Raw genomic sequence first — 22,231 nt, forward strand, 5'->3', positions numbered from 1 at the left:
CCTCTAGCTCCGTGCAAAGGGTTTGAACCAGCCAAGACCGTCCAATGTCTGGCCGCGCGGGATATATTCGCAGCCGATGAAACCGTCGTAATCCAGGCTGTCGATTTCGCCGAATAGATAGGGATAGTTCAACTCCTCCCCGTCCGGTTCGTTGCGTGACGGCACGCTGGCGATCTGGATATGGCCGGTGATCGACAGCAGGCGTCGCAACGCCATGGCGACGTCGCCATGGATGATCTGACGGTGATAGATGTCGAACTGGAGCTTCAGGTTCGGCAGGCCGCATTCGGCAATCAGCCGCTCGGCGGCGCGGAAGTCGTTGAGAAAATATCCAGGCATGTTGCGCCCGTTGATCGGCTCGAGCAGGAGATCGATGCCCTTTTCCGCAAGCCGCCCGGCAGCATAAGTGACGGAGCGCCGGTAACAGGAGGAAGCGTCTTCATCATGAGGGTCGGCGATGCCTGCCATCAGGTGCAATCGCCTGACGCCCGTCGCCGCCGCATAGTCCAGTGCCCGCTCGACATCCGCTTTCAGCGCATCGAACCGTCCAGGAAGAGCCGCGATGCCACGCTCGCCTGCTGCCCAGTCGCCCGGCGGCAGGTTGAACAAGGCCTGCTGCAGATTGTTGCGGGCAAGCCGTTCGGCGATTGCCTCAGGCGTGGCTTCGTAGGGAAAGAGGTATTCGACGGCGGCAAAGCCGGCATCGGCTGCGGCGTCGAAGCGGTCGAGGAACGCCCATTCGTTGAACATCATCGTCAGGTTGGCGGCGAAAACCGGCATGTCTAGCGTTCCTTTTACAGGCTCTGCGGCTCTTTGGTGGAGCTCGGCAATTCAGCGCCGGAGAGCTTGGCATAGAGCCGCGCGAGCGAGGAATCGTCGTCACGGCCCATGCCCGCCCCGGAGGCGGCCAGATACATCTGCAAGGCGGCTGCCGCGAGGGGTACCGGATAACGCTCGGAGCGGGCCATGTCCTGGACGATACCGAGATCCTTGACGAAAATCTCGATGCTGCTGAGCGGCGTATAGTCCCCGGCCAGCACGTGCGGCACACGATTTTCGAACATCCAGGAATTGCCGGCCGACGCGATGATCACCTCATAGACCTTGTCGAGGTCGAGACCCTGCTTGGCGGCAAAGGTTATGGCCTCACAGGCGGCGGCGATGTGCACGCCGGCGAGAAGCTGGTTGATCATCTTGAAGGCCGCGCCTTTACCGGCCTCGTCTCCAAGTTCGTAGACCTTGCCGGCCATGGCGTCGAGACCCGGGCGTGCCGTGTCGAAGGCCTGGCTGGAGCCGGACGCCATGATCGTCAGTTCGCCACGCGCCGACTTGGCCGCGCCGCCCGAAATCGGCGCGTCGAGATAATGCAGGCCGAGAGCCTCCGTCCGCTGTGCCAGATCGCGTGCGACCGCGGGATCCATGGTGGCCGACGAGATGAAGACGGCGCCGGGCTTCATTGTATGCGCGACGCCTTCGGGCCCGAACAGCACGGCCTCGGTCTGCGCGCCGTTGACGACCACGGAGACGACGATGTCGGCGTCCTTCGCCGCAGCGGCAGGGGTTGACGCGCCACGTCCGCCATCGGCGATGAAGCGGTCCACCGCCGCCGGCGTGATGTCATATCCAATGACGTCGAGACCTGCGCGCTTCATCGACTGGGCCATTCCAAGCCCCATGGAACCAAGACCGATGACGGCTGCGACAACGGCCGAGCCCGAGTTTTCAGCAAGCGGTGGCATGAGGAGGTTCTCCAGTCTCGTGAGGAAAGGTCTGCGCCCTCCGGGTACTAACCCGGAGGGGCTGTGGTCTAGCGATTGACGGTTTTCGCAGGAACCGTCAACACGGCCAGCGAACCAATGACCAAGGCCGCCGCCAGCAGATACATGCCGGCGCTGTTGGTGCCGGTGAAGTCTTTGAGATAGCCTACCAGAAACGGCCCGAGAAACCCGGCGAGATTGCCGACGGAATTGATCCAGGCAATGCCGGCCGCAGCGCCCGTACCTGCAAGAAAAGCCGTCGGAAGCGACCAGAACAGCGGCGCGCAACTAATGGCGCCGGCAGCAGCCAGCGAGAGGCAGACAATCGAGACGGTCGTGCTCGTCGCCATCGTCGCCGCAACGAAACCGCCGGCGGCGATGAGGGCCGGGACGACGAGGTGCCAGCGGCGTTCGCGCAGCCTGTCGGCGGAACGTCCGAGCGCCAGCATGGCAACAAATGTGCAGATATAGGGGATCGCGGAAATCAGGCCGATATTGAGGTTTCCGCTGACGCCCGAGGCCTTGACGATGGTCGGCATCCAGAAATTCAGGCCATATTGCCCGAGCACGAAGCAGAAATAGATCAGGCACATCAGCCAGACGCGACGGTCGGTCAGCGTTGCGCCGATGCTGTGCGGGCTGGCCGTCTTGGCCCGGTTCTCCGCCTCGATATTGGCCGTCAGCACGCCTTTTTCCTCATCGTTCAGCCATTTCGCGCCCTGGATCGTATCATCAAGGTAGAACAACGTCGCAACGCCGAAAAGAATGGCCGGAATGGCTTCGATCAGGAACATCCACTGCCAGCCGGAAAGTCCGTGCGTGCCGTGAAAACTGTCCATCAGGAGACCCGAAAGCGGATTGCCGAAAATCGCGGAGATCGGGATCGCCGACATGAAGGTGGTGATGATCCTGGCGCGGCGATGGGCCGGATACCACGCGGTCAGATAGAGAATGATGCCGGGGAAAAATCCGGCTTCGGCAACGCCCAGCAGGAAACGCAGGACATAGAAGACGGTTTCCGAAGAGGTGAACATGAAAGCGGCCGAAATGACGCCCCAGGTCAGCATGATGCGGGCGATCCACACCCGTGCGCCAACCTTGTTCATGATGATGTTGCTCGGCACTTCAAACAGAAAATAGCCGATGAAGAAAATGCCCGCGCCGATGCCATAGGCGGCTTCCGAAAGACCGAGCTCGCTCGACATCTGCAGCTTGGCGAAGCCGACATTGACGCGGTCGAGATAGGCGACCACGTAGCACAGCATCAAAAAGGGTACGATGCGCCAGAATACCTTGCCATAGGCACGGTCTTCGAGCGTCTGGGCGGGATGTGCGCCAACGACTGGCGCCTGCGTCTGCAGCGTCATGGTTTTCTCCTCCGATTGTTGCCGCGGTCTCCTGTCGATCCTCCCGCGGCACGCCGAGCCATTTTGGCAGCGCTGCCATTTTCATTAATTCATTTTGGCAGCGCTGCCAACAGCAAATTGGTAGCGCTGCCAAAAAAACCTTGCTTCTTGGCGGGAGCGGTGAAAAATGGTGAAAACGCGGTGGTCATCGGGCGGGCAGGCCGGGCAACCACCCCAACAGTCGGGTTCAAACGTAACGATGGAATTCAAACATCAACCGACGGCAACGCTTGCCGAAGTCGCGGAGGCGGCCGGTGTTGGCGAGAGCACGGTGTCGCGCGTACTGCGCAACCACGGTTCGTTTTCCGGCAAGACGCGGGAGCGGGTGATGGCCGCGGTCGAGCGGCTGGGCTATGTGCCGAACCGGATCGCGGGAACGCTTGCCTCCACCGGTTCGCGTCTTGTCGCCTTCGTAATTCCCTCGCTGTCCAACATCGTCTTCCCCGACGTGCTGCGCGGTGCCAGCGCCGTTCTGGAGGAAAACCGGTATCAGGCGGTATTCTCCGTGACCGATTATGATCCGGGCAAGGAGGAAGCGCTCGCCGCCGCGATGCTCGCCTGGCGGCCGGCGGCGGTCATGCTGGCGGGATGCGAGCATACCGAGGGCACGGTGAAGATGCTACGCGCCAGCGGGTGCCGGGTCGTCGAACTGCTCGATCTGGACGGCGATGCTCTCGACATCGCGGTCGGCTTCTCGAACCGCGCGGCCGGACGGGAGAGCGCTGCCTTCCTGCTGAAGCGGGGCTATCGCCGGATCGGCTATGTCGGCCACGACCTGAACCGCGATACCCGTGCCGGCAAGCGGTTTTCCAGCTTTTGCGAAACGCTCGCTGCGCATGACGCCCCGCTCGTCGCCCGCGAGATTCTCCCAGGCGCTTCGTCCGTGGAAAATGGCAGGTTGGGGCTGGAGCGGCTGCTTGCCCAGACGAGCGATCTCGATGCGGTTTATTTTTCCAACGACGACATGGCGCTGGGCGGTTATTTTCACTGTCTGGCCGAGGGAATCGCGATCCCCTCGAAGCTCGCCATTTTCGGCTATAACGGCCTCGATATCGGCCGAGCAACACCGCAACCCTTGTCGACCATCCGAACGCCGCGCGTGGCGACGGGGCAGATAGCCGCGCAGATGGTCGTCGCCAATGCGCCACCGCAGGCAGTCGATCTCGGCTTTGAACTGATCGAAGGGGCAACCGCCTAATATTGGAGGAACTGTCATGTCCGACGCGCGCCTGCGTGAGGAAATCTGCCGATACGGCCGCTCGCTGTTCGAGCGTGGGCTGACGCCCGGCTCGTCGGGCAACATATCGTTGCGGCTGGAGGACGGCGGCTGGCTGGTCACGCCGACCAACGCCTCGCTGGGCTTTCTCGACCCGGCACGGATCTCCAGGCTCGATGCCGAAGGCCGGCTCCTGTCCGGCGACAAGCCGACCAAGGAAATTCCGCTGCACACGGCCCTTTACGATACGCGCGGCAGCGCCCGCGCCATCGTCCATCTTCACTCCACCCACGCGGTGGCACTGACCATGCTGCCGGAGATCGATCCGCGCGCCGCCCTGCCGCCGATGACGCCATATTATCTGATGCGCGCCGGCGAAACCGCACTGGTGCCCTATTATCGTCCGGGCGATCCTGATGTGGCCGACGCCATTCGCGGGCTGGCGGGTAAGTATTCGTCGGTGCTGCTGGCCAATCACGGACCTGTGGTCGCCGGTGACAGCCTGGAGGCGGCGGTCTTTGCGACCGAGGAACTCGAGGAAACGGCGAAGCTCTATCTGCTGTTGCGCAACCTCAATCCCCGTTTCCTCAGTCCGGCGCAGGTGGCCGATCTCGTCGAAACCTTCGGCCTCGACCTTCCGTCGCATCACGATCACGATCACGACGGCGATTGAAGGCGTCACTCCGCTGGCCGTTGACCGCGGGCAAGCGCGCAACCTTCTGCCAAACCCTGCTTTCGATACGATAGATTCTGCTTTCGATGCCGCCAATTCAGGCGAGTTGCGGGCGAAGCGATGCCTATGATTGTGACACGTCCCCAGTTCCGATCGCTCAAGGATACGCAAATGACGACGTTCCGTCCGAAATACATCACCTTCGACTGCTACGGCACGCTGACCAATTTTCAGATGGCGGAAGGGGCGCGCGACCTCTACGGCGAAGAGCTCGACGAGCGGCGCATGGCGGAGTTCATCAAGAATTTCGCCGCCTATCGGCTCGACGAGATCCTGGGTGACTGGAAACCCTATGCCGAGGTCGTGCACAATTCGCTCGAGCGGACATGCAAGCGCAACGGCGTGACCTTTCGCGATGAAGCCGCCCGGATGATCTATGAGCGGGTTCCGACCTGGGGGCCGCATTCGGATGTCCCGGCCGGTCTCGCCAAGGTCGCCAAGGAAATCCCTTTGGTCATTCTCTCCAACGCCATGAATTCGCAGATCATGTCGAACGTCGAAAAGCTGGGTGCGCCCTTCCATGCGGTCTATACCGCCGAGCAGGCGCAGTCCTACAAGCCACGCTTCAAGGGCTTTGAATATATGCTCGATATGCTGGGCTGTGGGCCGGAAGATGTGCTGCATTGCTCGTCCTCCTTCCGCTACGACCTGATGTCGGCCCACGATCTCGGCATCAAAAACAAGGTTTGGGTCAATCGCGGCCATGAGCCGGCCAACCCTTATTACGGTTATGTCGAAATTCCTGACATCTCGGGCCTGCCTGGCGTCGTCGGGCTCTGACGGAGACACGCGGATGCAGTTCGAATCCTACTGGCACGACACGGCACCAGCCTTTGCCGGCGGCGCTCACGGCCCCGTCGAAGGACATTACGACGTCGCCGTCATCGGCGCCGGCTTCACCGGGCTTGCCGCAGCGCGCCAGCTCGCGAAGGCCGGCGTCAAGGTCGTGGTGCTGGAGGCCGAACGGGTCGGCTGGGGAGCGTCGGGGCGCAATGGCGGCCACCTCAACAACGGGCTCGCCCACAGTTTCCTGTCCGCCAAATCAGCACTCGGCGTGGAGCGGGCCGTTGCCCTCTACAAGGCGTTCGACGATTCCATCGACACGATCGAGGCGATCATTGCCGAAGAGGGAATCGACTGCAATTTCCGCCGCGCCGGAAAGCTGAAGCTTGCCTCCAAGCCGCAGCATTTCGATGCCATTGCCCGCAATTTCGAGGCTGTTCACAGAGAGGTCGATCCGGACACCGCACTTCTGACGGCGAGTGACCTGGAAAGCGAGGTTGGGTCGCCCTTCCATGGCGCCATGCTCTCGAAGAAGAGCGCGATGATGCATATGGGCCGCTATGTCGCTGGGCTCGCTACGGCAGCCGCCCGCCACGGCGCCACGATCTTCGAAGGGGCGGCGGTGACCGCACACCGGCAGGGCAATGGTCGCCACAGCCTGACGACCGCACGGGGCACCGTCACCGCAGACCACGTGCTGGTCGCGACAGGCGCCTATACGCCGTCGCTCCTTAACTATTTCCGCCGCCGGATCGTTTCCGTCGGCAGCTTCCTCATCGCCACCCGTCCGCTGACCGACGCCGAAATCGCCGCTACGATGCCTGGCAACCGCACCTGCGTCACGTCGATGAACATCGGCAACTATTTCCGGCTGTCGCCCGACAAGCGGCTGATCTTCGGCGGTCGCGCCCGGTTTTCCGCCACGTCGGATCAACGATCGGACGCAAGGAGCGGCGATATTCTGCGCGCCAGCCTTGCTGAAATCTTCCCGCAGCTTGCCGGCGTCGAAATCGACTATTGCTGGGGCGGGCTCGTCGACATGACCAAGGACCGCTATCCGCGCGCCGGCTATGTCGATGGTGTCTGGTATGCCATGGGCTATTCCGGCCACGGCGCCCAGCTCTCCACCCATCTCGGCATGATCATGGCCGACGCTATCCTCGGCAAGGTCGACCGTAATCCGATCAAGGGGCTGGAATGGCCGGCCGTTCCCGGCCATTTCGGAAAGCCGTGGTTCCTGCCGCTCGTCGGGCTCTATTACAAGACCCTCGATCGCTTCCAGTAACGGGGCGGGGGCAGGATTGAGTTGAGCACCTGCGCGGGGGTCAACTATCTGGCCTCGCTGACTGGATAGATCCTGAGAATCCCAAGGCGGTTATCAGTCGTGATCACTGCAATACCCGCTTCATATGCCGCGCGGACGATTGCCTCATGCAATTGCTCGGGCTCGCTCTCTCCGGTAAGGACCTCCAAACAGATTCTCACCGCTGTGAGGAATTCCTCACCATCGTCGGTGGGCCATTCCTTCAGCAATAGTTGGGCAGCCTCGTGAGCGGTACGGATCACCTTGCGATCTTTCCCTTCGGCAAAGACAAGAATTATCGTTGGGAACTTTCTCACCATATCGAATCTCATTGCCCCTGAACTCCGCGGAACGGCCAATGCCGAGTCATGGTTTGGACCGAGATTGGCCACACATGTTCGTCAACCATCTCCCGTGTCGTTTCGACAATCACGTGATTATCCTCCGGCTGGTGGGGAGGAGGAGTTCGCTAGATTGGCTTTTAGCTCGCGGGCTGCCGCCTCAAGGAGTCGCTTGAATTCTTCGGAGGTCACGCCATCCGCGCGCATGACGATGGCGATCAGCGGATCACGAAGAGCTTCGGTTATCGTCAGCTCATCGTTCTTTCCGGCAGTTGCGCCAACGGAGCAACAATATTCCGAGGAAAATAGCGCGATCATGGACATACCTTACATTCGGGGTGTTTTAAGAGAGCGCAGCTCGGGTTGATCGCCTTTGAGGTCCAATATCCATTGGCGTCCCCGGGCGACCGAGTGTCTCGAAAGGCAGTTTTGGGCGATCTGCGACACGGCAAGGCCGGCGACCAATGGGTTGTCGACGGTGGCCGGCAGGGTGCGAAAGCTGCCGTCGGTTGCGACTTGGGTGGCGCAATGGCAGACGGAACATGCGTCCTCATGCACCAAGACCAAAGGACCTGCCATGCAATAGTTTGCAGAGCGGCCGACATGCAGATGCGGCGGCAGGCCGGCTTTCAATGCTCGGCAGGCCGACAGGAGATCTTGGGTTGGATGAGAATCGTCACCGGCGAGGATGAAGAACGGGTTATTGGCGTAGTCTGCGATTAACCGCAGCGCCGAGGCGCCTTCCGCAAATTCGGGCAGTGCGAAGACATAGGCCGAGAAACCCGCGGCCAGATGGGTCGCCAGCCTGTCCGTCTTCAGCCAGCCGAGATTCGCCTCGCTCGCCCAAGGGAGACGGTTCAAATCCTTCTCGTCGATACGATCCGCATCCACGAGAAGGAAATGGCGCGCGCCGAGGGTCGCAAGCTGGATGGCGATCTGTGAGCCCAAGTCGCCGCATCCGATGATGACGAAGTCGATATCGCAAAACCGTGCGACGTCGCGTTGCCGATGGCAAAGAGGCGTCAGGATGGTGTCGTGGTGATCGATTGCAGCGGAGTCATATTCGTCCTCCGCCGGCATATCGGAAGCCTTCAACGAGACGACGAACGCAGACCTGGTAACATGGGGGCTCTGTTCCTCGACAGAATCGGCACTATTGCCGGTGAACAGAGCCCCCCGGCCGCCCCGCCCAAGGCTGTGGGTGACGAGGTTTGGGAAGTCGACGGACGCCGTGGCGGTCGCTGACAATCGTTTGGACCGATCATTGACCATCACATCGCCTCCATCTCGCTAGGCGCAACTCCGCGGATCGTCGCGGCGTAGTGACCGTAATCCTCGCCCATCGCATGGTCGGGGGTCTTCACAATCACGTGGAATTTGCCGTCGTACCAGAGGCTGACATTGTCGCCGCTGTCATCGATTTCTCGCCGGCCCATCCGAGGATCGATCGGTTCCTTGCCGCGCAGCAGCATCTGTCCGATATCCCAGGCTTGGCGATCGAGAACTCGCTGGCGCTCGGCAAGATGCGCCTGCCGGTGCGCAATGGGTTCTTCGGCAAGCAACTGGCTGACGAGGAACAAGATCCGACTGCTCCAGGAGGGAATGGCGGCGATGTCTGGGAGGTCGAGGAGGACATCGCCGCCGAGACGTTCGATACCTTTCCGAGCGATGTCGATAAGCGGGACTTGCCGCGCGGCATAGGCGATTATGAATGCCGCTTTCCGGGCGCGGCGCTCAGGATCCGCCTCGGTGGATAGGCATGCCATGCGCAAGGCGCACTCCCAGGGAATGGTGTAGGCCGTATGCAGGATGCTCTCGAGCGTCTGTAAGTCCTTCTTGTATGGGGAAACATATTGAAACTCGCCGGGCAGGGATGCCGCCGCCGAGGTCGTATAGAACCCGAGCAGGATATTCCCCGCCTCATGAAGCAGTTGGGCCGCTGTCGCGGCATGATCGCCGGCGCGCAATCTCTCTCTGGAAAGGACGATGAGCGCGCTGCCCGGCAATTCGTTCGAACTCGAAAAGGAGCACTGCGGTTCGCGCCGCACCCCAACGTAAAGCGTGTGCAGGCCGGCGATCAGACGCTGATGGCCGTACTCGTCCAAGTCCGCGATCAATGCGAAGGCCTTCTCCAGATGGTCGGCGATTCGATCCAATTCCGCATCGTCGGTGATCGGATAGCCGGGCCGGGGATAGTCCGGCATGCATTGGCGGAGGAGGGCTTGCAGGATACGGCTTCGCGCCGGACTTTCGATGTGCACGAGGCCGATGCCGCAAGAGAGCCGGCACGCTGTCTGACGTTCGAGTTCAAGATCCGATGCGATCAGATCCGGCTGCAGATAGCGGCCGACGACCTGCACATCGGGGCGGGCTGCCTGCCATTCCAGACTGCGCGCGAGCGCACCCATCCAGGCTGCAAGTACGGATGAACGGTAAGGGTCGGCGCCAACCGGTCCGGCGACCGCTGGCGGAAGCTCCGGCAGGCGAGTGTATCCGCCATCTGCAAGTTCGGGGAAATAACCTGACAGTGCCTCTACCCCAGCCGAACAACCGGCGAGCTTCGAAGCCGCCGCAAGCGTGCGGCCATATTGGAAGCGTCGCTTCAAAAGGTTGCGTGTTGCCACGCGCTGCAGGGAGACGGAACTTGCCATCAGAGGATTGCGCTTGAGCAGGAGGCGCGCCTCATCTGCCAACTGTTGTATGCGGGCTTCGGACATCGGCAGCCTCCGTGAGTTTGTCTTCGGGCGGATCAAGGTTGCATCTCGGGCAAAAATGCCGGAGTTCGGGACGGCTTCGTCCGGCATCGGAACGTTGCGCGTCGTCCGTTGAGAGGCACTATCGCCCAAGGGCGTCATTCGCCCGCCAGTACCGCGTTAAAAATCCGTAAAAAGGGCGTAAACAAAGAAAAAGCCCCCTCGACAGAGGAGGCTTGGAATCTCTCGAAAAGCATCCCCGGGCTTCAGATGGCCAGGGCTGCCTGCACCGCTGCCCGCGCATTTGGCAGGCCCGATCCAAAGAAATAGCCCATCTCGACGGCGTCCTCGCTTTCGGCGTTCATGCAATCCGCTGTCAATTTCCTCGTTCCGGGTGCGACAATGGCGTCCAGGCGGGATGCGGTCTTCAGAATCGATTTCACTTGAGGTCCCGAGAGGCGGTCACCCAGATTGTGGCGGCTTTTGTAGGCCCGCTGTATCAGGGCACATAGCCCGCCCACCTGCGCCGCCGCGCCTGATGTGCCCCCGAAGGTGGTGTAGTATCCGCCCCCGATGCCGGGATTGGTTCCGAACGGCACGATGGCCGACCACGGATCGGAGCCATGATCATAGCCGAAAATCCCCGATAGGTCGGTCGTCAGCAGCGAGAAGTGCGAATAGCAATATTCCCGCGTTCGAAAAGCGCTGTAGTCGTGCTGCGCGGCAAATGGAGAAAGCCGGTCGAGGCGCAACTGATGCCTGTTGAAGACTTCCCCGTCGTCGGAGGGGGAGACAACCGTCAATCCTTCACCGTAATTGCTGTAGCCCGAACGGAAACCTTCGACGGTAACGGCTCCAACTGCAATGACGCCGTTGTTGTCGGCGGCAAGACTTGCCGGATAGATCAGCTGGCTCTCGCCACTGTTTCCTGCAGCGCAGACGATCGGGATGTGCCGGCTGATGGCGAGGATGAGTTGTTTGAGGACATGCCATGGGCGATCCGGATTGGAGCCTTTCTGCGCAGCCTTCGGCTCCAGTTCAGGCCCACCTTGATCAGCAAGGGCAATACGCGTGAACAGATTGGCGGCATCCTGGTTTTTCCATAATTCCAGGTCGGCCTTCAGCTCGTTCTTCGGATCAACGATGCTGCGTTTCGGGTCAGGCAGACCGCGTGGCAAGACGATTACGTCTGCTTTCTGAAGATAGGCATAGAGGAAGGCCGCAATGAACTGCCGGACATCGTCTTCGAAGGATGTTCTGATCGAGATGAGCCTTGAGAAAGGATCAACGCCGAAATAGGGGATGACATTGCGATTGCCGCTCGTCCGCAGCTCGTCGCCATTCCCATAGAAAGCTCCTTCTGGCGGAAGGCTTGGCGTGCCTTCTTCCGCAACAGCGGCGGGTTCGCCGACGATCAGCCCTGCACAACAGGTACCATGCGACGCAAACAGCGATTCCGGATTGTAGAGCCGCCGGAGAACACCCTCCGACGCGGCGTATTCGGCAACCAGATCACCGAGATAGTCTCGGTCGTCGTTCGAAAGGCCCATATTGCCGAGCGGAGCGATGTCGAGCCCGGCAAAGAAGGCATGTCTTTCCTCGCGGTCAAAGGACGTGGTCGTATCGAGAATTTCGAGCACGCGCGCGCCGTAGCGATGGGTCGTCAAATCGATTGACGCCTCCCGGTCAAGCCGCGTTGCCAGATTGGGATGATCCGGAGATACGCCGACGTCGATCAGCGCGACCCGGGCGGGTCGCAGCGGGCCGGCGGAAGCGATGGCATCCCAGACCGTGCCGGTGATGAGGGGATCGGGGAGCGCGCGTGCGGCGCTCGCATCGGGCGCTGGAGGCGCCGGCGGAGCCGATCCGTATTCCGCGTCGACTACGCCAAGAGCAGTCAGGTGCCAGAGATAGTAGTAGTTGATCGGCGCGGGCTCAGGCATGTGTGTTTGATCCGTCATGGTTGTAACCCCGTTGAGCAGCAGCTGGAGAATTCAGACCCATTCGTCGTGTACGGCCTGGAACAGAGGGCCGAACGCGTCGTGGAGGTAGGGAGCGAAGCGTCGGGCGAGATCTCGCCCTGCCTGCGTGTCGCTCGGATAGTGCAGGCCGGCCCATTCGCGATTTTCGGCGACGTTCTGGGCGATGCGGGCAAGCTCGTCGGTGGCCGGATGTTCCGGCAGGATCGTCGAGAACGCGAAGGCGATCGAAAAGCACTGGAACGAATGGTTGCTGGGATAGGACTCGTGGACCGGCACGGCCAGCAACGGCCGCAGCATGGGCTCAAACTGGTTTGGCCGCAGCCGGTTGAACTGGCTCTTGTAGATCAGTCCGACATATTCGCAGGCCGTCAGGATCGCCTGGAAAAGCCCTTCCGTCTGCTCGAAACCGCCGAGATCCTCGATATGCAATGCGCGGGTGAATTCCCCGACGGAGATCGTCGACTCGATTTGGATGTCGGGCAGGCGCCGCACGCGTTCGCGGTCGCGGCGCTGCATGGAGAGCAGCACCGTCGTTTCGAGGCGGGTATAATCCGGGCCGGGCGGCGGAAGTATATCCAGCATTTCCCAGGTGAAGCGCCGCGCCGCGGTATAGGCGTTGCGTGACGGCTGCTGGTGCAGCCTGCGCAGCTCGAAGGAAGGGATAAGCTGCGACACGCCGAGGCTGGCGCCGTCCATCGTCGACTTGTTCTTGTTCTTGTTCTTGTTCTTATTTTTGTTCTTGTTTTTGTTCAGCGATGCCTTGTTGAGCACCGACTTGTTCGCCACGCTCGTGAGGACCGAGGCTACGGCCATCGTCGCCATCATGGGCCCTGCCAGAGCCGATGCATCTTCAACCGTGCCGGGGGAAAGCGCAGGTTCGGAGGCTGCATCGGGTGCAGCCGGCGACGCACCGGCATCGTCCCTCGGTTCGCATGGAAGGACCGTATCCGGCTCAATCCTGAATTTATAACTGTTTAGAAATAAAACTAATTTTGATTGCGATTCGTGGGCAGTGTCCGCTTCCATTGCAGCCTCCTTGCGCGATGATGTGAAGAATTGTCCGGGGTTCAGCGCAGCTTGGCGCCGGCTTTGAGCAGGCCGTCGATCAAGATCTGGCCGCCGCCTGTGTCGAGTAGCGGATAGCCGCTGCCGCGGAAGGCGTTGATGGAGAAGTCGCCCTCGGCAGCCTCAAGACGCCCCAGATAATGCCGCGCGCCGACGAGATCGTTGGAATGGGCATGACTGGAGGCAAGATAGCGCAGCAGACTGTTGAAGTTCGGCCGTGTCCGCAGGGCTTCTTCGCCTGCAGCTATGGCTGCGGCATGATCGCCTGCAAGCGCTGAGGCAATGCATTTGGTCGTATCGAAGTAATATTTATGCGGGCTGTAGACGCCGAGCTCTTGTACCCAACGCGCCATCGCCACCGCCTTGTCGGGCTGGCCTGCATAGCAGTGCAGCATCGCGTAGAGGTCCCAACCGAGCGGCAGGGCCGGATTCAGGCGGATCGATTTTTCGAACAGGTTGGCCGCATAGTCGTATTCGCCGAACAGGAACGAATGGACGTGGCCGACGAGCGCGAGCGACACGGAATTCTGCGGATCGAGTTCCAGCGCCTTGCGTGCATAGGCCTGGGCTTCCTCGATCAGATGCGCGTCCAGCGCGTTGAAGCGCTGGCCGACCTGGAAAGTCCGAATGAATGACAGCCAGGCAAAAGTCGATGACCGCGGCTGAAACTGGATCTGTTCTTCCAGGCGCCGTTCCGCATTATCGAGGTCGTCGCGCGACAGCCGGAAGATCGCATTGACGGCATCGATCAGGAGACCGTCTTGCGACAATCGGCTGTCGGTTGCCTGGATCTCCTGGAAATAGGCCAGTTGATCGACGGCCTGGCTGATCAGCGCAGCGGCGATGCCGAACTCGCCCCGCTCGAACTGCGTGCGGTTGATTGCCTGACTGCCCAGCCAATGAATGCGGTTGTTGATCAGGTGCTTCATCACCAGTTCGATCAGCACCATGTCACCATCAAACGTGAGGCGAAGCTGTAGGCATATGGGAAGGCTGATCTGCTGTTCGTTCTCTTCAATATGCGGCAAGGTGAAGGAGAGGTCGGTGACGCCAAAGCCCAGCCCATCGATGATGGCTTTTGCAATGAGGTTCTGGAACCGTGTCGCAGCAATTTGTCCACCCTCTCCGGCACCCACCACGATGGGGGATAGAAGAGCCATCATCCATTGCCAAGGACCGCCAACCCGCCGCCCATATGGACCGCTGCTGGCGATGTCCACGGGTTTGCCTGTTCTCGACGTATCCGGGGCGCCTGTTAACGGCAGCAAGGCGGAATGTTTGGCGACATCGCGGCTCGGCTGCTGTCGCGGCTCGAAGACGTCGTGGACTTGTCCTTCATCGAGACGGCGATACCAGTTTTGCCTTTCCAGCGCTAACCAGTCTTCGAATTCGGGATCGCGGATGTCGATACCTTCGAGCAATTCGTCGGTGACTTGATCCGGAGACCGCTCCGTCTGAACCACCAGGTCGGTATCGAGCACGAGTCGGTCCATATCCAGCCAAACGGTATTCTTATCCGCAATCAAGAGATCACGTGCCGGCCCCAGACTCTTATGAATGTCCAAAAGCGCCTGGCGCAGACTGGCTGCCGCCTGGTCATCGGAGCGATCGCTCCATAACTTGTCCCTAAGCCAGATTCTCGAGCGCGAGCCCCGGGTGGACAATGCAAGCATCGCCAGAAGAGCCTGTGCCTTTTTGGATTTCGGAGCAACCGACCGCCCCGCGGCGTCCACAAGGGCAAAAGGCCCGAGCAGGAACATCCGAAACGGATAGTGCTCCTTGTTCATGCGATCCAACGGCCCCGCCCCCGCTGCCTCCGATACGCTCGTTTGGCGGCCGGAAAACCTAGCATCCAGGGGGCAGTCTGCCACAACTTCGGCTCCTGGCAAGCAACCGGGAAGGGAAACCGGGATTGCGAAATGTAAATCTATGCTATGACGATGATCGAACTGAAGCATAACCGGTTGAAATCCCTCTGCGTAACTTCGCAAACCGGCCGTAGCACCCTGCCGTCAAAGCAGCGTCAAAGAAATGTTGTTTTGGCACCGTAATTTTGCGAGGATTCGCCAAAGGCTGCGGAGTACTCAAAACGACGTGTCAGAGTTACTCCAGCAGGAGCATCGACAGTCGCTCCGATCATCCAGCGCCGGGATAATGGCCCGGCGATCTTTTATTTTCCTTTAGTCAGGCGAGCCCACCAATATGGAAGCTCTTCATTTCGAGATATTCCTCGATGCCGCACTGCGCGCCCTCGCGGCCAAGACCGGATTGTTTGATGCCGCCGAAGGGAGCCACCTCGGTGGAGATCGCCCCTGTGTTGAGGCCGACCATGCCGAATTCGAGCGCTTCGGCGACACGCCAGGAGCGTTTCAGGCTCTCGGTGTAGAAATAGGCCGCAAGGCCGAAGGGCGTGGCGTTGGCGATGCGGATCGCCTCTTCCTCGTGGTCGAAACGGAAAAGCGGGGCGACTGGTCCGAAGGTCTCTTCGCTGGCAAGCTGCATCTCGGTCGTTGCACCGCCGAGCACCATCGGCACCGCATATTGATCGCCTTCAGGCATGGAATCTGCGGTGGCGAGGATCCTCGCTCCTTTTTCCACCGCATCGTCGACGTGACGCTTGATCTTCTCGATCGCCGCCTTGTTGATCATCGGCCCGATATCCGTGCCGGCATCCGTGCCGGCCCCAACCCTCATGGCCGATACGCGTGCGGAAAGTTTGGCGGCAAAGGCCTCGTAGACGCCGGACTGGACGAGAAGGCGGTTGGCGCAAACGCAGGTCTGCCCGCCATTGCGGAATTTCGATGCGATTGCGCCTTCCACGGCAAGATCGAGATCGGCGTCGTCGAAGACGATGAACGGCGCGTTGCCGCCGAGTTCGAGGCTGAGCCGCTTGACGCTGTCGGCCGCGCCGCGCATCAGCAGCGAGCCGACGCGGGTCGAGCCGGTGAAAGAGATCTTGCGGACGGTCTGGTTCGCCATCAGCTCGTCGCCGATGCCAGCCGGCATGCCGGTGACGATATTGATGACGCCCTTCGGGATGCCGGCGCGCTCCGCCAATACGCCGAGCGCTAGGGCCGAATAAGGGGTCAGGTCCGATGGCTTGACGACGACCGTGCAGCCTGCGGCGAGTGCCGGCCCGACCTTGCGGGTGATCATCGCATTCGGAAAATTCCACGGTGTGATGATCGCCGATACGCCGACGGGCTCCTTCAGAACGACGATCCGCCGGTCGGTCGTCGGTGAGGGAATGGTCGTCCCGCCGATGCGGCGCGCCTCCTCGGAGAACCATTTGATGAACGAGGCGCCATAGCGGATTTCGCCGCGCGCTTCCGTCAGTGGCTTGCCCTGCTCGCGGGTGAGGATCAGCGCCAGATCCTCGATATTGTCGAGCATCAGATCATGCCAGGCTTCCAGCAATGCGCCGCGCTCGGCATTGGTCTTTGCGCGCCATGAACCAAAGGCTTTCTCCGCCGCGGCGATTGCCGCCCTCGTATCGGTTCCGTCCATGTCGGGCACCGTGCCCAGCACGCGCTGCGTCGCCGGGTCGATCACCTCGATCGTGCGCCCGGCTTGAGCCCCGCGCCATTCTCCGTCGATCAGCCCCAGCTGGCGAAGCAGGCTGCTATCCCTTAATCCGTTCATTCTGTTCTCCATTGATCAGCCCCATTGATCAGCCAAGTACTGAAAGCACTGATGCCGTGATCACGTCGGTCTTGTCCTTGCCGGGAATTGCGCCGATGCCGCGTGCCGTCGTCGCCTCGATTGATGCCATCACCGTTGCGGCGGTAGCCGCTTCTCCCAAATGCTCCAGCATCATCGCGCCCGACCAGATGGCGGCGATCGGATTGGCGATGCCGAGATGAGCGATATCGGGCGCGGAGCCGTGGACCGGTTCAAACATCGATGGCGCCGAGCGATCGGGATTGATATTGGCGGAGGCTGCAAAGCCGAGCCCGCCCTGGATGGCGGCGCCGAGGTCGGTCAGGATGTCGCCGAACAGGTTGGAGGCGACAACGACGTCGAGACTGTCAGGCGCCATGACCATGCGGGCGGCCATGGCGTCGATATGGTAGCTGGTCACCTCGACATCGGGATATTCCGCAGAAAGCTTCTGGGTGATCTCGTCCCAGAAGACCATCGAATATTTCTGGGCGTTGGACTTCGTCACCGAGGCAAGCTTGCCGCTGCGCGCACGCGCTTTTTCAAAGCCGAAGCGCAGGATGCGCTCGACCCCCGTGCGGGTGAAAATCGAAGTCTCGACCGCTACCTCATTATCGGTGCCCTGGTGGACGCGGCCACCGGCGCCGGAATATTCGCCTTCGGTATTTTCACGAATGCAGAGGATGTCGAAGCCGTCAGACCGCAACGGCCCCTGTACACCCGGCAGCAGCCGGTGCGGCCGGATATTGGCATATTGCACGAAAGCCTTGCGGATCGGCAGCAGAAGTCCGTGCAGCGACACCGAATCCGGTACTTTTGCCGGCCAGCCGACGGCGCCGAGCAGGATGGCATCGAAGGATCTGAGCGTTTCGATGCCATCGGCGGGCATCATGCTACCGTTCTCCAGATAGTAGTCGCAGGACCAGGGATAGCTGGTTGCATCAAGAGAAAATCCGTTCGATTGAGCTGCCTTTTCGAGCACGGCCCAGGCTGCTGCCGTCACGTCGCGGCCGATGCCGTCTCCGGGCAGAAGGGCGATTTTGTAGGTTTTCATCGCAGGTCCTCACAGGCTGATGAGCACACTCTTGCTCTTGCGGTTGGCGAGATAGGCGTCGCGGCCGAGATCCTTGCCGATGCCGGACTGCTTGTAACCGCCGGTCGGCAGGATATGGTCGCGCGAGCGGCCGTAGCGGTTGACCCAGACGGTGCCGGCCTGAAGGCGGCGCGTCACGCGGATGGCACGCGAGAGATCGCGGGTGAAGAGGCCGGCGGCAAGCCCATAGGCCGGATGGTCGGCGAGGCTCAGTGCCTCCTCCTCGTCGTCGAAGGTCTGAATGGTCAGCACCGGTCCAAAAATTTCCTCGAGAACCGCCGGCGATGTTGCCGTCACGCCGGAAATCAGGGTCGGTGCGTAGAAATAACCCTCGCGGTCGAGGCGGCGGCCACCGGTGAGGCACTCGGCGCCGTCGTCGGTCGCGGCGCGGATGATACCGTCCATGCGGGTGATCTGTCGTTCGGAGATCACCGGCGAATAATCGGTCGCCTCGTCCCAGGTGGGGCCGGGGCGGATGTTTGCCAGCCTCTCGATAAGTGCGGCTGCGAGCACGTCCGCCACCTTCGCCTCGACGATGAGGCGGGAGCCGCAAACGCAGGCCTGACCGGCGTTGGAGAGAATGCTGCCGGCGATTGCGCCCGCCGCAAGCTCCAGATCGGCATCGGCGAAAACCAGTTGCGGGCTTTTGCCGCCGAGTTCCAGCGTCATCGGCTTGACGCCGGTGCGGGCGATATTGGTCATGATCGCCGAGCCGGCCGCCGTCGAACCGGTGAAGCTGACCTTGGAGATGCCGGGATGTCCGGTGATGGCATTTCCGGTGGTCGGGCCGTCGCCGAGCACGATGTTGACGAGGCCTGCCGGCAGGCCGGCTCGCACCGAAAGTTCGGCGAGATAGAGCGTCGAAAACGGCGTCATTTCCGACGGCTTCAACACCACTGCATTGCCTGCCGCCAGCGCCGGACCGAGCTTCCAGCCGGCCATGGACAAGGGAAAATTCCAAGGCGTGATGGCGCCGACGACGCCATAGGGTTCCGTCATGATCATGCCAAAGTTCGCATCGTCGGTCGGGACGAGGTCGCCGCCTTCCTTGTCGGCGAACTCGGCAAAGAAGCGGATCTGTTCGGCGGTGACGGCGATGTCGCCGGCGACGAGATGACCGATGGGCCGTGTCGAGGAAAGCGCCTCGAGCCTGGCGAGGGTCTCCGCCTCGGCTTCGATCAGGTCCGCCCAGCGCTGCAGCGCCACAGTGCGCTGGCGCGGCCGCATGCCGCCCCAATTGCTCGTCTTCAATGCGGTCCTGGCTGTTTCGACGGCGTGATTGACAAGGGCTTCGTCGGCCAGCGGACAGCCGGCATAGGCCTTGCCGTCGGATGGGCGATGCATGTCGATGACGGCCTCGGCCGGAACCAGCCGCCCGCCAATGAAATGTCCGACGGGCAGGGATATCGTGTTCGGATCGAAGCTGAGTGTCATCGCATGTCCTCGGGATGGGCTGAGGCAAGCCTAACTGGGGAATGCGAGCAGCATGCATCGACCGGTGATACCGCAGCGGCGAAAAATTGCGTTTTCGCCGCCGCCGCAGTCAAATCTACGGCGTCGGCATCACGACACGGTGACGTAGATCTTGCGCACCGTCTCGATCGTCTTCCAGACGCCAACGAAGCCCGGCTTCATGACGAAACTGTCGCCGGCCTTGTAGACAACCGATTGGCCGCCATCCGGCGTGATTTCGACCAAGCCGGAAAGGATGTGGCAGAACTCGAACGTCTCCCCCTTGATCGAGCGCGTCTCGCCGGGCGTCGCTTCCCACACGCCGCTATGAACCGTCTCGCCGCGCGCCACATCCTGCGCCCAGGTCTTGAAGGCCGGATTGCCCGAGATCAGCCGTTCTGAAAGCGGACCGGACTCGCGCGGCGCGAAGGTCGGGTTGGTGTCGATCGTCTTGAGGAGGGACATGATTTCGCTTTCCTAGGTTGAGAGCTCAGTAGCCGCGGCAGCGATCGATCAGTCCGATCGGATCGAGGCCTGTTTGGTGCCGCTTGATGTTGCCGATCACGGCTGCCGCTGCGGTTTCAGCTTGGGTGACGCTCGCAATGTGCGGCGTCAGCAGGATCTTCGGATGGTTCCAGAAGGCATGATCCGCGGGCAGCGGTTCCGGATCGGTGACGTCGACGACGGCGCCGGAGAGATGGCCTGTGTCGAGTGCGTCGACGAGCGCCTGATGATCGAGCTGAGCGCCGCGACCGACATGGACGAGCGCAGCGCCGGCCGGCAATCCGGCGAAGAGCCCGGCATTCAGGAAGCCGCGCGTCTCATCCGTCAGCGGCAGCAGGCAGATGAGAATGTCGGTAGTCGCCAGCAGAGTATCGAGGCCGTCTCGGCCGCTCAGGCATCGGATGCCGTCGATCTCGCGCGGGCTGCGGCTCCAGCCGGAAAGCGGAAAGCCGAAGGGCTGCAGACGTTCGAGCACCGCGCTCCCAAGCATGCCGAGGCCGAGCACACCGATGCGGCGTTCGGAGGCCTGTACCGGCGCGATCGTCTGCCAGGTCCGGCGCCGCTGCTGGTCGAGATAGGTCGGCAGGTCGCGATGGAGCGCAAGTACGGCCAGCGTCACATATTCCTGCATCATCTTGATAATGCCGTCCTCGACCATGCGCACGACCTTGACCGATGCTGGCACGGCATCGATGCGGAACTGGTCGATGCCGGCGCCGATCGAAAAGAGGATTTCGAGATTGCGATAGCGCGCGAGATCATCCGGCACGGTCCAGGTGATGAGGTAGCGCACGCCGTCCGCTTCGACCGACTTGGGATCCATGGAGAAGGCAATGTCGGGCAATTCGCGCGCGAAGGCTTCGGCGAAGATGGCGCCGCGCTTCGCGTCGGAATTGAAGAGAAAGGTCATTGCGTCGGCTCCTTGATCTCGTGCTTCAGGCGCATCGGCGGCCAAGCGCCTCGACCATCGCCTGGCAGGCGAGCAGTTCGCCGGTGAGGATGAATTCGTCCGGCTTGTGGGCGCGGCCGATGTCGCCAGGGCCGCAGATGATCGCGTCGATGCCGGCGCGCTGGAAAAGGCCGGCTTCCGTGCCGTAGCTGACCGCGGCGAGCGGCTCGATGCCGGTCAGCTCGCCAAGCAGTGTCGCAAGCGGCGCATCAGCGGCAAGCGAAAGTGCCGGATAGGCGCTGAGTTCGCGCCATTCCACCTGAAAACCGAACTGCGACAGTGCCTCGGCCGCCACTCGGAGCGGCGCCAGTAGCGTGACAGGTTCGACGCCGGAAATAGCCCGCGCTTCGAACTCGGCCTCGCAACTGTCGGGAATGATGTTGACTGCCTGGCCGCCCTTCAGCGTGCCGACCTGAAGCGAGGAGTAGGGCGGTTCGAAGACAGGCTCGAATGGGCCGGAGGTGAGCCGTTCAGCTTCGGCGCGGGCACAAACCAGAACATCGGTGATGGCATGGATTGCGTTCAGTCCCTGGTCCGGGCGCGAGGAATGGCCGGACCGGCCCCTGACCGTCAGCCGGGCGGCGGCCTTGCCCTTGTGGGCGCGGATTGCCTGCATACCGCTCGGCTCGCCGATGATGGCACCTAGCGGGGCTGCGCAGAGCTCCGGCAGGCGGGCGATCATGTGCGGCACGCCGCGGCAGCCGGCCTCTTCGTCATAGGAAAAGGCAAGGTGGATGGACTGACGAAGTGGCATGGCTGCAAGCGCCGGGACGGCTGCGAGAACGGCGGCCAGGAAACCCTTCATGTCGGTGGCGCCGCGACCATAGAGGCGGTCCGTTTCTGCGCGCAGGCGGAACGGATCGCTGGTCCAGCCGCTTTCGGCGGCGGGGACCACGTCCATATGGCCTGAGAGGATATAGCCCGGTGTTTCCTTCGGGCCGATCGTGGCGAAGAGGTTCGACCGATCGCCCTCCGGGCCGGGAAGCTCCGTGACGACGGCGCCGTGGCTTTGCAGATAGTGCCGTATCCACGCGACGATCTCGCCGTTCGGGGTGCCGACGACGGAGGGGAAGCCAACGAGCCTTTCAAGAATCTCAATCGCCTGCATGGGATTCCTCACGGTGCGGGGATCTTCAAGGTGCTTGCAACTGGGCTGAGGGGAGACGACATTTCCGGGCTTTCACTGTAAACGGCGACTTCGGTCGGTGGATCTCTCAATGACTCTAGAGGGAGGCGCAGGCGTTACTTGCCGAAAGCGCATCGGGATTTGGTTGATTGTTGTGTTTGCGCCGGC

The 22,231-nt window shown here is 61.7% G+C and carries 20 protein-coding genes; 4 read left to right on the forward strand and 16 right to left on the reverse strand.

What is annotated here, in order from left to right; all coding sequences use genetic code 11:
- Positions 1-3: 3 nt before the first annotated feature.
- The 3 genes from otnI to A6U98_RS32725 form a co-directional block, all read right to left on the reverse strand.
- Positions 4-780 carry a 2-oxo-tetronate isomerase gene (gene otnI, locus A6U98_RS32715; RefSeq protein WP_064655380.1) on the reverse strand — a complete coding sequence of 259 codons (777 nt, stop codon included), beginning with the start codon at positions 778-780 and terminating at the stop codon, positions 4-6.
- 14 nt (positions 781-794) lie between these two features.
- The gene (ltnD, locus tag A6U98_RS32720) at positions 795-1,739 is read right to left on the reverse strand and encodes an L-threonate dehydrogenase (protein ID WP_064655381.1); all 945 of its coding nucleotides are present in this window, start codon (positions 1,737-1,739) and stop codon (positions 795-797) included.
- A gap of 68 nt (positions 1,740-1,807) precedes the next feature.
- Entirely contained in the window at positions 1,808-3,124 is a 1,317-nt protein-coding gene (locus A6U98_RS32725) for an MFS transporter (protein WP_064655382.1), read from the reverse strand.
- A gap of 238 nt (positions 3,125-3,362) precedes the next feature.
- Between A6U98_RS32725 and A6U98_RS32730 the strand changes: the two genes are divergently transcribed.
- From A6U98_RS32730 to A6U98_RS32745, 4 genes are all read left to right on the forward strand, one after another.
- The gene (locus A6U98_RS32730) at positions 3,363-4,361 is read left to right on the forward strand and encodes a LacI family DNA-binding transcriptional regulator (RefSeq protein ID WP_064655383.1); all 999 of its coding nucleotides are present in this window, start codon (positions 3,363-3,365) and stop codon (positions 4,359-4,361) included.
- Positions 4,362-4,377: 16 nt separating this feature from the next.
- The gene (locus A6U98_RS32735; protein ID WP_064655384.1) at positions 4,378-5,052 is read left to right on the forward strand and encodes an aldolase; all 675 of its coding nucleotides are present in this window, start codon (positions 4,378-4,380) and stop codon (positions 5,050-5,052) included.
- 171 nt (positions 5,053-5,223) lie between these two features.
- Entirely contained in the window at positions 5,224-5,892 is a 669-nt protein-coding gene (locus A6U98_RS32740; RefSeq protein ID WP_064655385.1) for a haloacid dehalogenase type II, read from the forward strand.
- Positions 5,893-5,905: 13 nt separating this feature from the next.
- A complete protein-coding gene (locus tag A6U98_RS32745) occupies positions 5,906-7,180 on the forward strand; it encodes an FAD-binding oxidoreductase (protein ID WP_064655386.1) in 1,275 nt (424 codons plus the stop codon).
- Positions 7,181-7,224: 44 nt separating this feature from the next.
- On the opposite strand, the gene A6U98_RS32750 is transcribed toward A6U98_RS32745, so the two are convergent.
- The 13 genes from A6U98_RS32750 to argE form a co-directional block, all read right to left on the reverse strand.
- A complete protein-coding gene (locus tag A6U98_RS32750; RefSeq protein ID WP_064655387.1) occupies positions 7,225-7,530 on the reverse strand; it encodes a DUF982 domain-containing protein in 306 nt (101 codons plus the stop codon).
- A gap of 105 nt (positions 7,531-7,635) precedes the next feature.
- Positions 7,636-7,857, reverse strand: a complete 222-nt coding sequence (locus tag A6U98_RS32755; protein ID WP_064655615.1) for a hypothetical protein — start codon at positions 7,855-7,857, stop codon at positions 7,636-7,638.
- A gap of 9 nt (positions 7,858-7,866) precedes the next feature.
- Positions 7,867-8,814 carry a ThiF family adenylyltransferase gene (locus A6U98_RS32760; protein WP_064655388.1) on the reverse strand — a complete coding sequence of 316 codons (948 nt, stop codon included), beginning with the start codon at positions 8,812-8,814 and terminating at the stop codon, positions 7,867-7,869.
- The gene (locus tag A6U98_RS32765) at positions 8,811-10,394 is read right to left on the reverse strand and encodes an HEXXH motif-containing putative peptide modification protein (RefSeq protein ID WP_064655389.1); all 1,584 of its coding nucleotides are present in this window, start codon (positions 10,392-10,394) and stop codon (positions 8,811-8,813) included. Before A6U98_RS32765 ends, A6U98_RS32760 begins: the two co-directional genes overlap by 4 nt.
- Before the next feature lie 104 nt (positions 10,395-10,498).
- Complete coding sequence (locus tag A6U98_RS32770) at positions 10,499-12,193, reverse strand: S8 family serine peptidase (protein ID WP_064655390.1); 1,695 nt, start codon at positions 12,191-12,193, stop codon at positions 10,499-10,501.
- A 33-nt stretch (positions 12,194-12,226) separates the two neighbouring features.
- Positions 12,227-13,240: a phosphatase PAP2 family protein gene (locus tag A6U98_RS32775; protein WP_064655391.1), complete on the reverse strand. Its 1,014-nt coding sequence runs from the start codon at positions 13,238-13,240 to the stop codon at positions 12,227-12,229.
- A 41-nt stretch (positions 13,241-13,281) separates the two neighbouring features.
- Positions 13,282-15,237 (reverse strand): hypothetical protein, encoded by a 1,956-nt coding sequence (locus tag A6U98_RS32780; RefSeq protein WP_064655392.1) that lies wholly within the window; start codon positions 15,235-15,237, stop codon positions 13,282-13,284.
- A gap of 226 nt (positions 15,238-15,463) precedes the next feature.
- Entirely contained in the window at positions 15,464-16,921 is a 1,458-nt protein-coding gene (locus A6U98_RS32785) for an NAD-dependent succinate-semialdehyde dehydrogenase (RefSeq protein ID WP_064655393.1), read from the reverse strand.
- Positions 16,922-16,949: 28 nt separating this feature from the next.
- Complete coding sequence (locus tag A6U98_RS32790) at positions 16,950-17,993, reverse strand: tartrate dehydrogenase (RefSeq protein WP_064655394.1); 1,044 nt, start codon at positions 17,991-17,993, stop codon at positions 16,950-16,952.
- 9 nt (positions 17,994-18,002) lie between these two features.
- Complete coding sequence (locus tag A6U98_RS32795) at positions 18,003-19,466, reverse strand: aldehyde dehydrogenase family protein (RefSeq protein ID WP_064655395.1); 1,464 nt, start codon at positions 19,464-19,466, stop codon at positions 18,003-18,005.
- Positions 19,467-19,595: 129 nt separating this feature from the next.
- Complete coding sequence (locus A6U98_RS32800) at positions 19,596-19,949, reverse strand: cupin domain-containing protein (protein ID WP_064655396.1); 354 nt, start codon at positions 19,947-19,949, stop codon at positions 19,596-19,598.
- A 25-nt stretch (positions 19,950-19,974) separates the two neighbouring features.
- Entirely contained in the window at positions 19,975-20,898 is a 924-nt protein-coding gene (locus A6U98_RS32805) for a glyoxylate/hydroxypyruvate reductase A (RefSeq protein ID WP_064655397.1), read from the reverse strand.
- 25 nt (positions 20,899-20,923) lie between these two features.
- On the reverse strand, positions 20,924-22,045 hold the full coding sequence (gene argE, locus A6U98_RS32810; RefSeq protein ID WP_064655398.1) for an acetylornithine deacetylase: 1,122 nt from the start codon (positions 22,043-22,045) through the stop codon (positions 20,924-20,926).
- Between the last annotated feature and the right edge of the window lie 186 nt (positions 22,046-22,231).

Origin of the sequence: Rhizobium sp. WYCCWR10014 (genome assembly GCF_001657485.1) — a bacterium.
Lineage (GTDB): Bacteria > Pseudomonadota > Alphaproteobacteria > Rhizobiales > Rhizobiaceae > Rhizobium.

Bases quoted from the DNA above. Each gene is read 5' to 3' on its own strand.
- otnI (WP_064655380.1), bottom strand. From the start codon at position 780: ATGCCGGTTTTCGCCGCCAACCTGACGATGATGTTCAACGAATGGGCG.
- ltnD (WP_064655381.1), bottom strand. From the start codon at position 1,739: ATGCCACCGCTTGCTGAAAACTCGGGCTCGGCCGTTGTCGCAGCCGTC.
- A6U98_RS32725 (WP_064655382.1), bottom strand. From the start codon at position 3,124: ATGACGCTGCAGACGCAGGCGCCAGTCGTTGGCGCACATCCCGCCCAG.
- A6U98_RS32730 (WP_064655383.1), top strand. From the start codon at position 3,363: ATGGAATTCAAACATCAACCGACGGCAACGCTTGCCGAAGTCGCGGAG.
- A6U98_RS32735 (WP_064655384.1), top strand. From the start codon at position 4,378: ATGTCCGACGCGCGCCTGCGTGAGGAAATCTGCCGATACGGCCGCTCG.
- A6U98_RS32740 (WP_064655385.1), top strand. From the start codon at position 5,224: ATGACGACGTTCCGTCCGAAATACATCACCTTCGACTGCTACGGCACG.
- A6U98_RS32745 (WP_064655386.1), top strand. From the start codon at position 5,906: ATGCAGTTCGAATCCTACTGGCACGACACGGCACCAGCCTTTGCCGGC.
- A6U98_RS32750 (WP_064655387.1), bottom strand. From the start codon at position 7,530: ATGAGATTCGATATGGTGAGAAAGTTCCCAACGATAATTCTTGTCTTT.
- A6U98_RS32755 (WP_064655615.1), bottom strand. From the start codon at position 7,857: ATGATCGCGCTATTTTCCTCGGAATATTGTTGCTCCGTTGGCGCAACT.
- A6U98_RS32765 (WP_064655389.1), bottom strand. From the start codon at position 10,394: ATGACGCCCTTGGGCGATAGTGCCTCTCAACGGACGACGCGCAACGTT.
- A6U98_RS32770 (WP_064655390.1), bottom strand. From the start codon at position 12,193: ATGACGGATCAAACACACATGCCTGAGCCCGCGCCGATCAACTACTAC.
- A6U98_RS32775 (WP_064655391.1), bottom strand. From the start codon at position 13,240: ATGGAAGCGGACACTGCCCACGAATCGCAATCAAAATTAGTTTTATTT.
- A6U98_RS32780 (WP_064655392.1), bottom strand. From the start codon at position 15,237: ATGCTTCAGTTCGATCATCGTCATAGCATAGATTTACATTTCGCAATC.
- A6U98_RS32785 (WP_064655393.1), bottom strand. From the start codon at position 16,921: ATGAACGGATTAAGGGATAGCAGCCTGCTTCGCCAGCTGGGGCTGATC.
- A6U98_RS32790 (WP_064655394.1), bottom strand. From the start codon at position 17,993: ATGAAAACCTACAAAATCGCCCTTCTGCCCGGAGACGGCATCGGCCGC.
- A6U98_RS32795 (WP_064655395.1), bottom strand. From the start codon at position 19,466: ATGACACTCAGCTTCGATCCGAACACGATATCCCTGCCCGTCGGACAT.
- A6U98_RS32800 (WP_064655396.1), bottom strand. From the start codon at position 19,949: ATGTCCCTCCTCAAGACGATCGACACCAACCCGACCTTCGCGCCGCGC.
- A6U98_RS32805 (WP_064655397.1), bottom strand. From the start codon at position 20,898: ATGACCTTTCTCTTCAATTCCGACGCGAAGCGCGGCGCCATCTTCGCC.
- argE (WP_064655398.1), bottom strand. From the start codon at position 22,045: ATGCAGGCGATTGAGATTCTTGAAAGGCTCGTTGGCTTCCCCTCCGTC.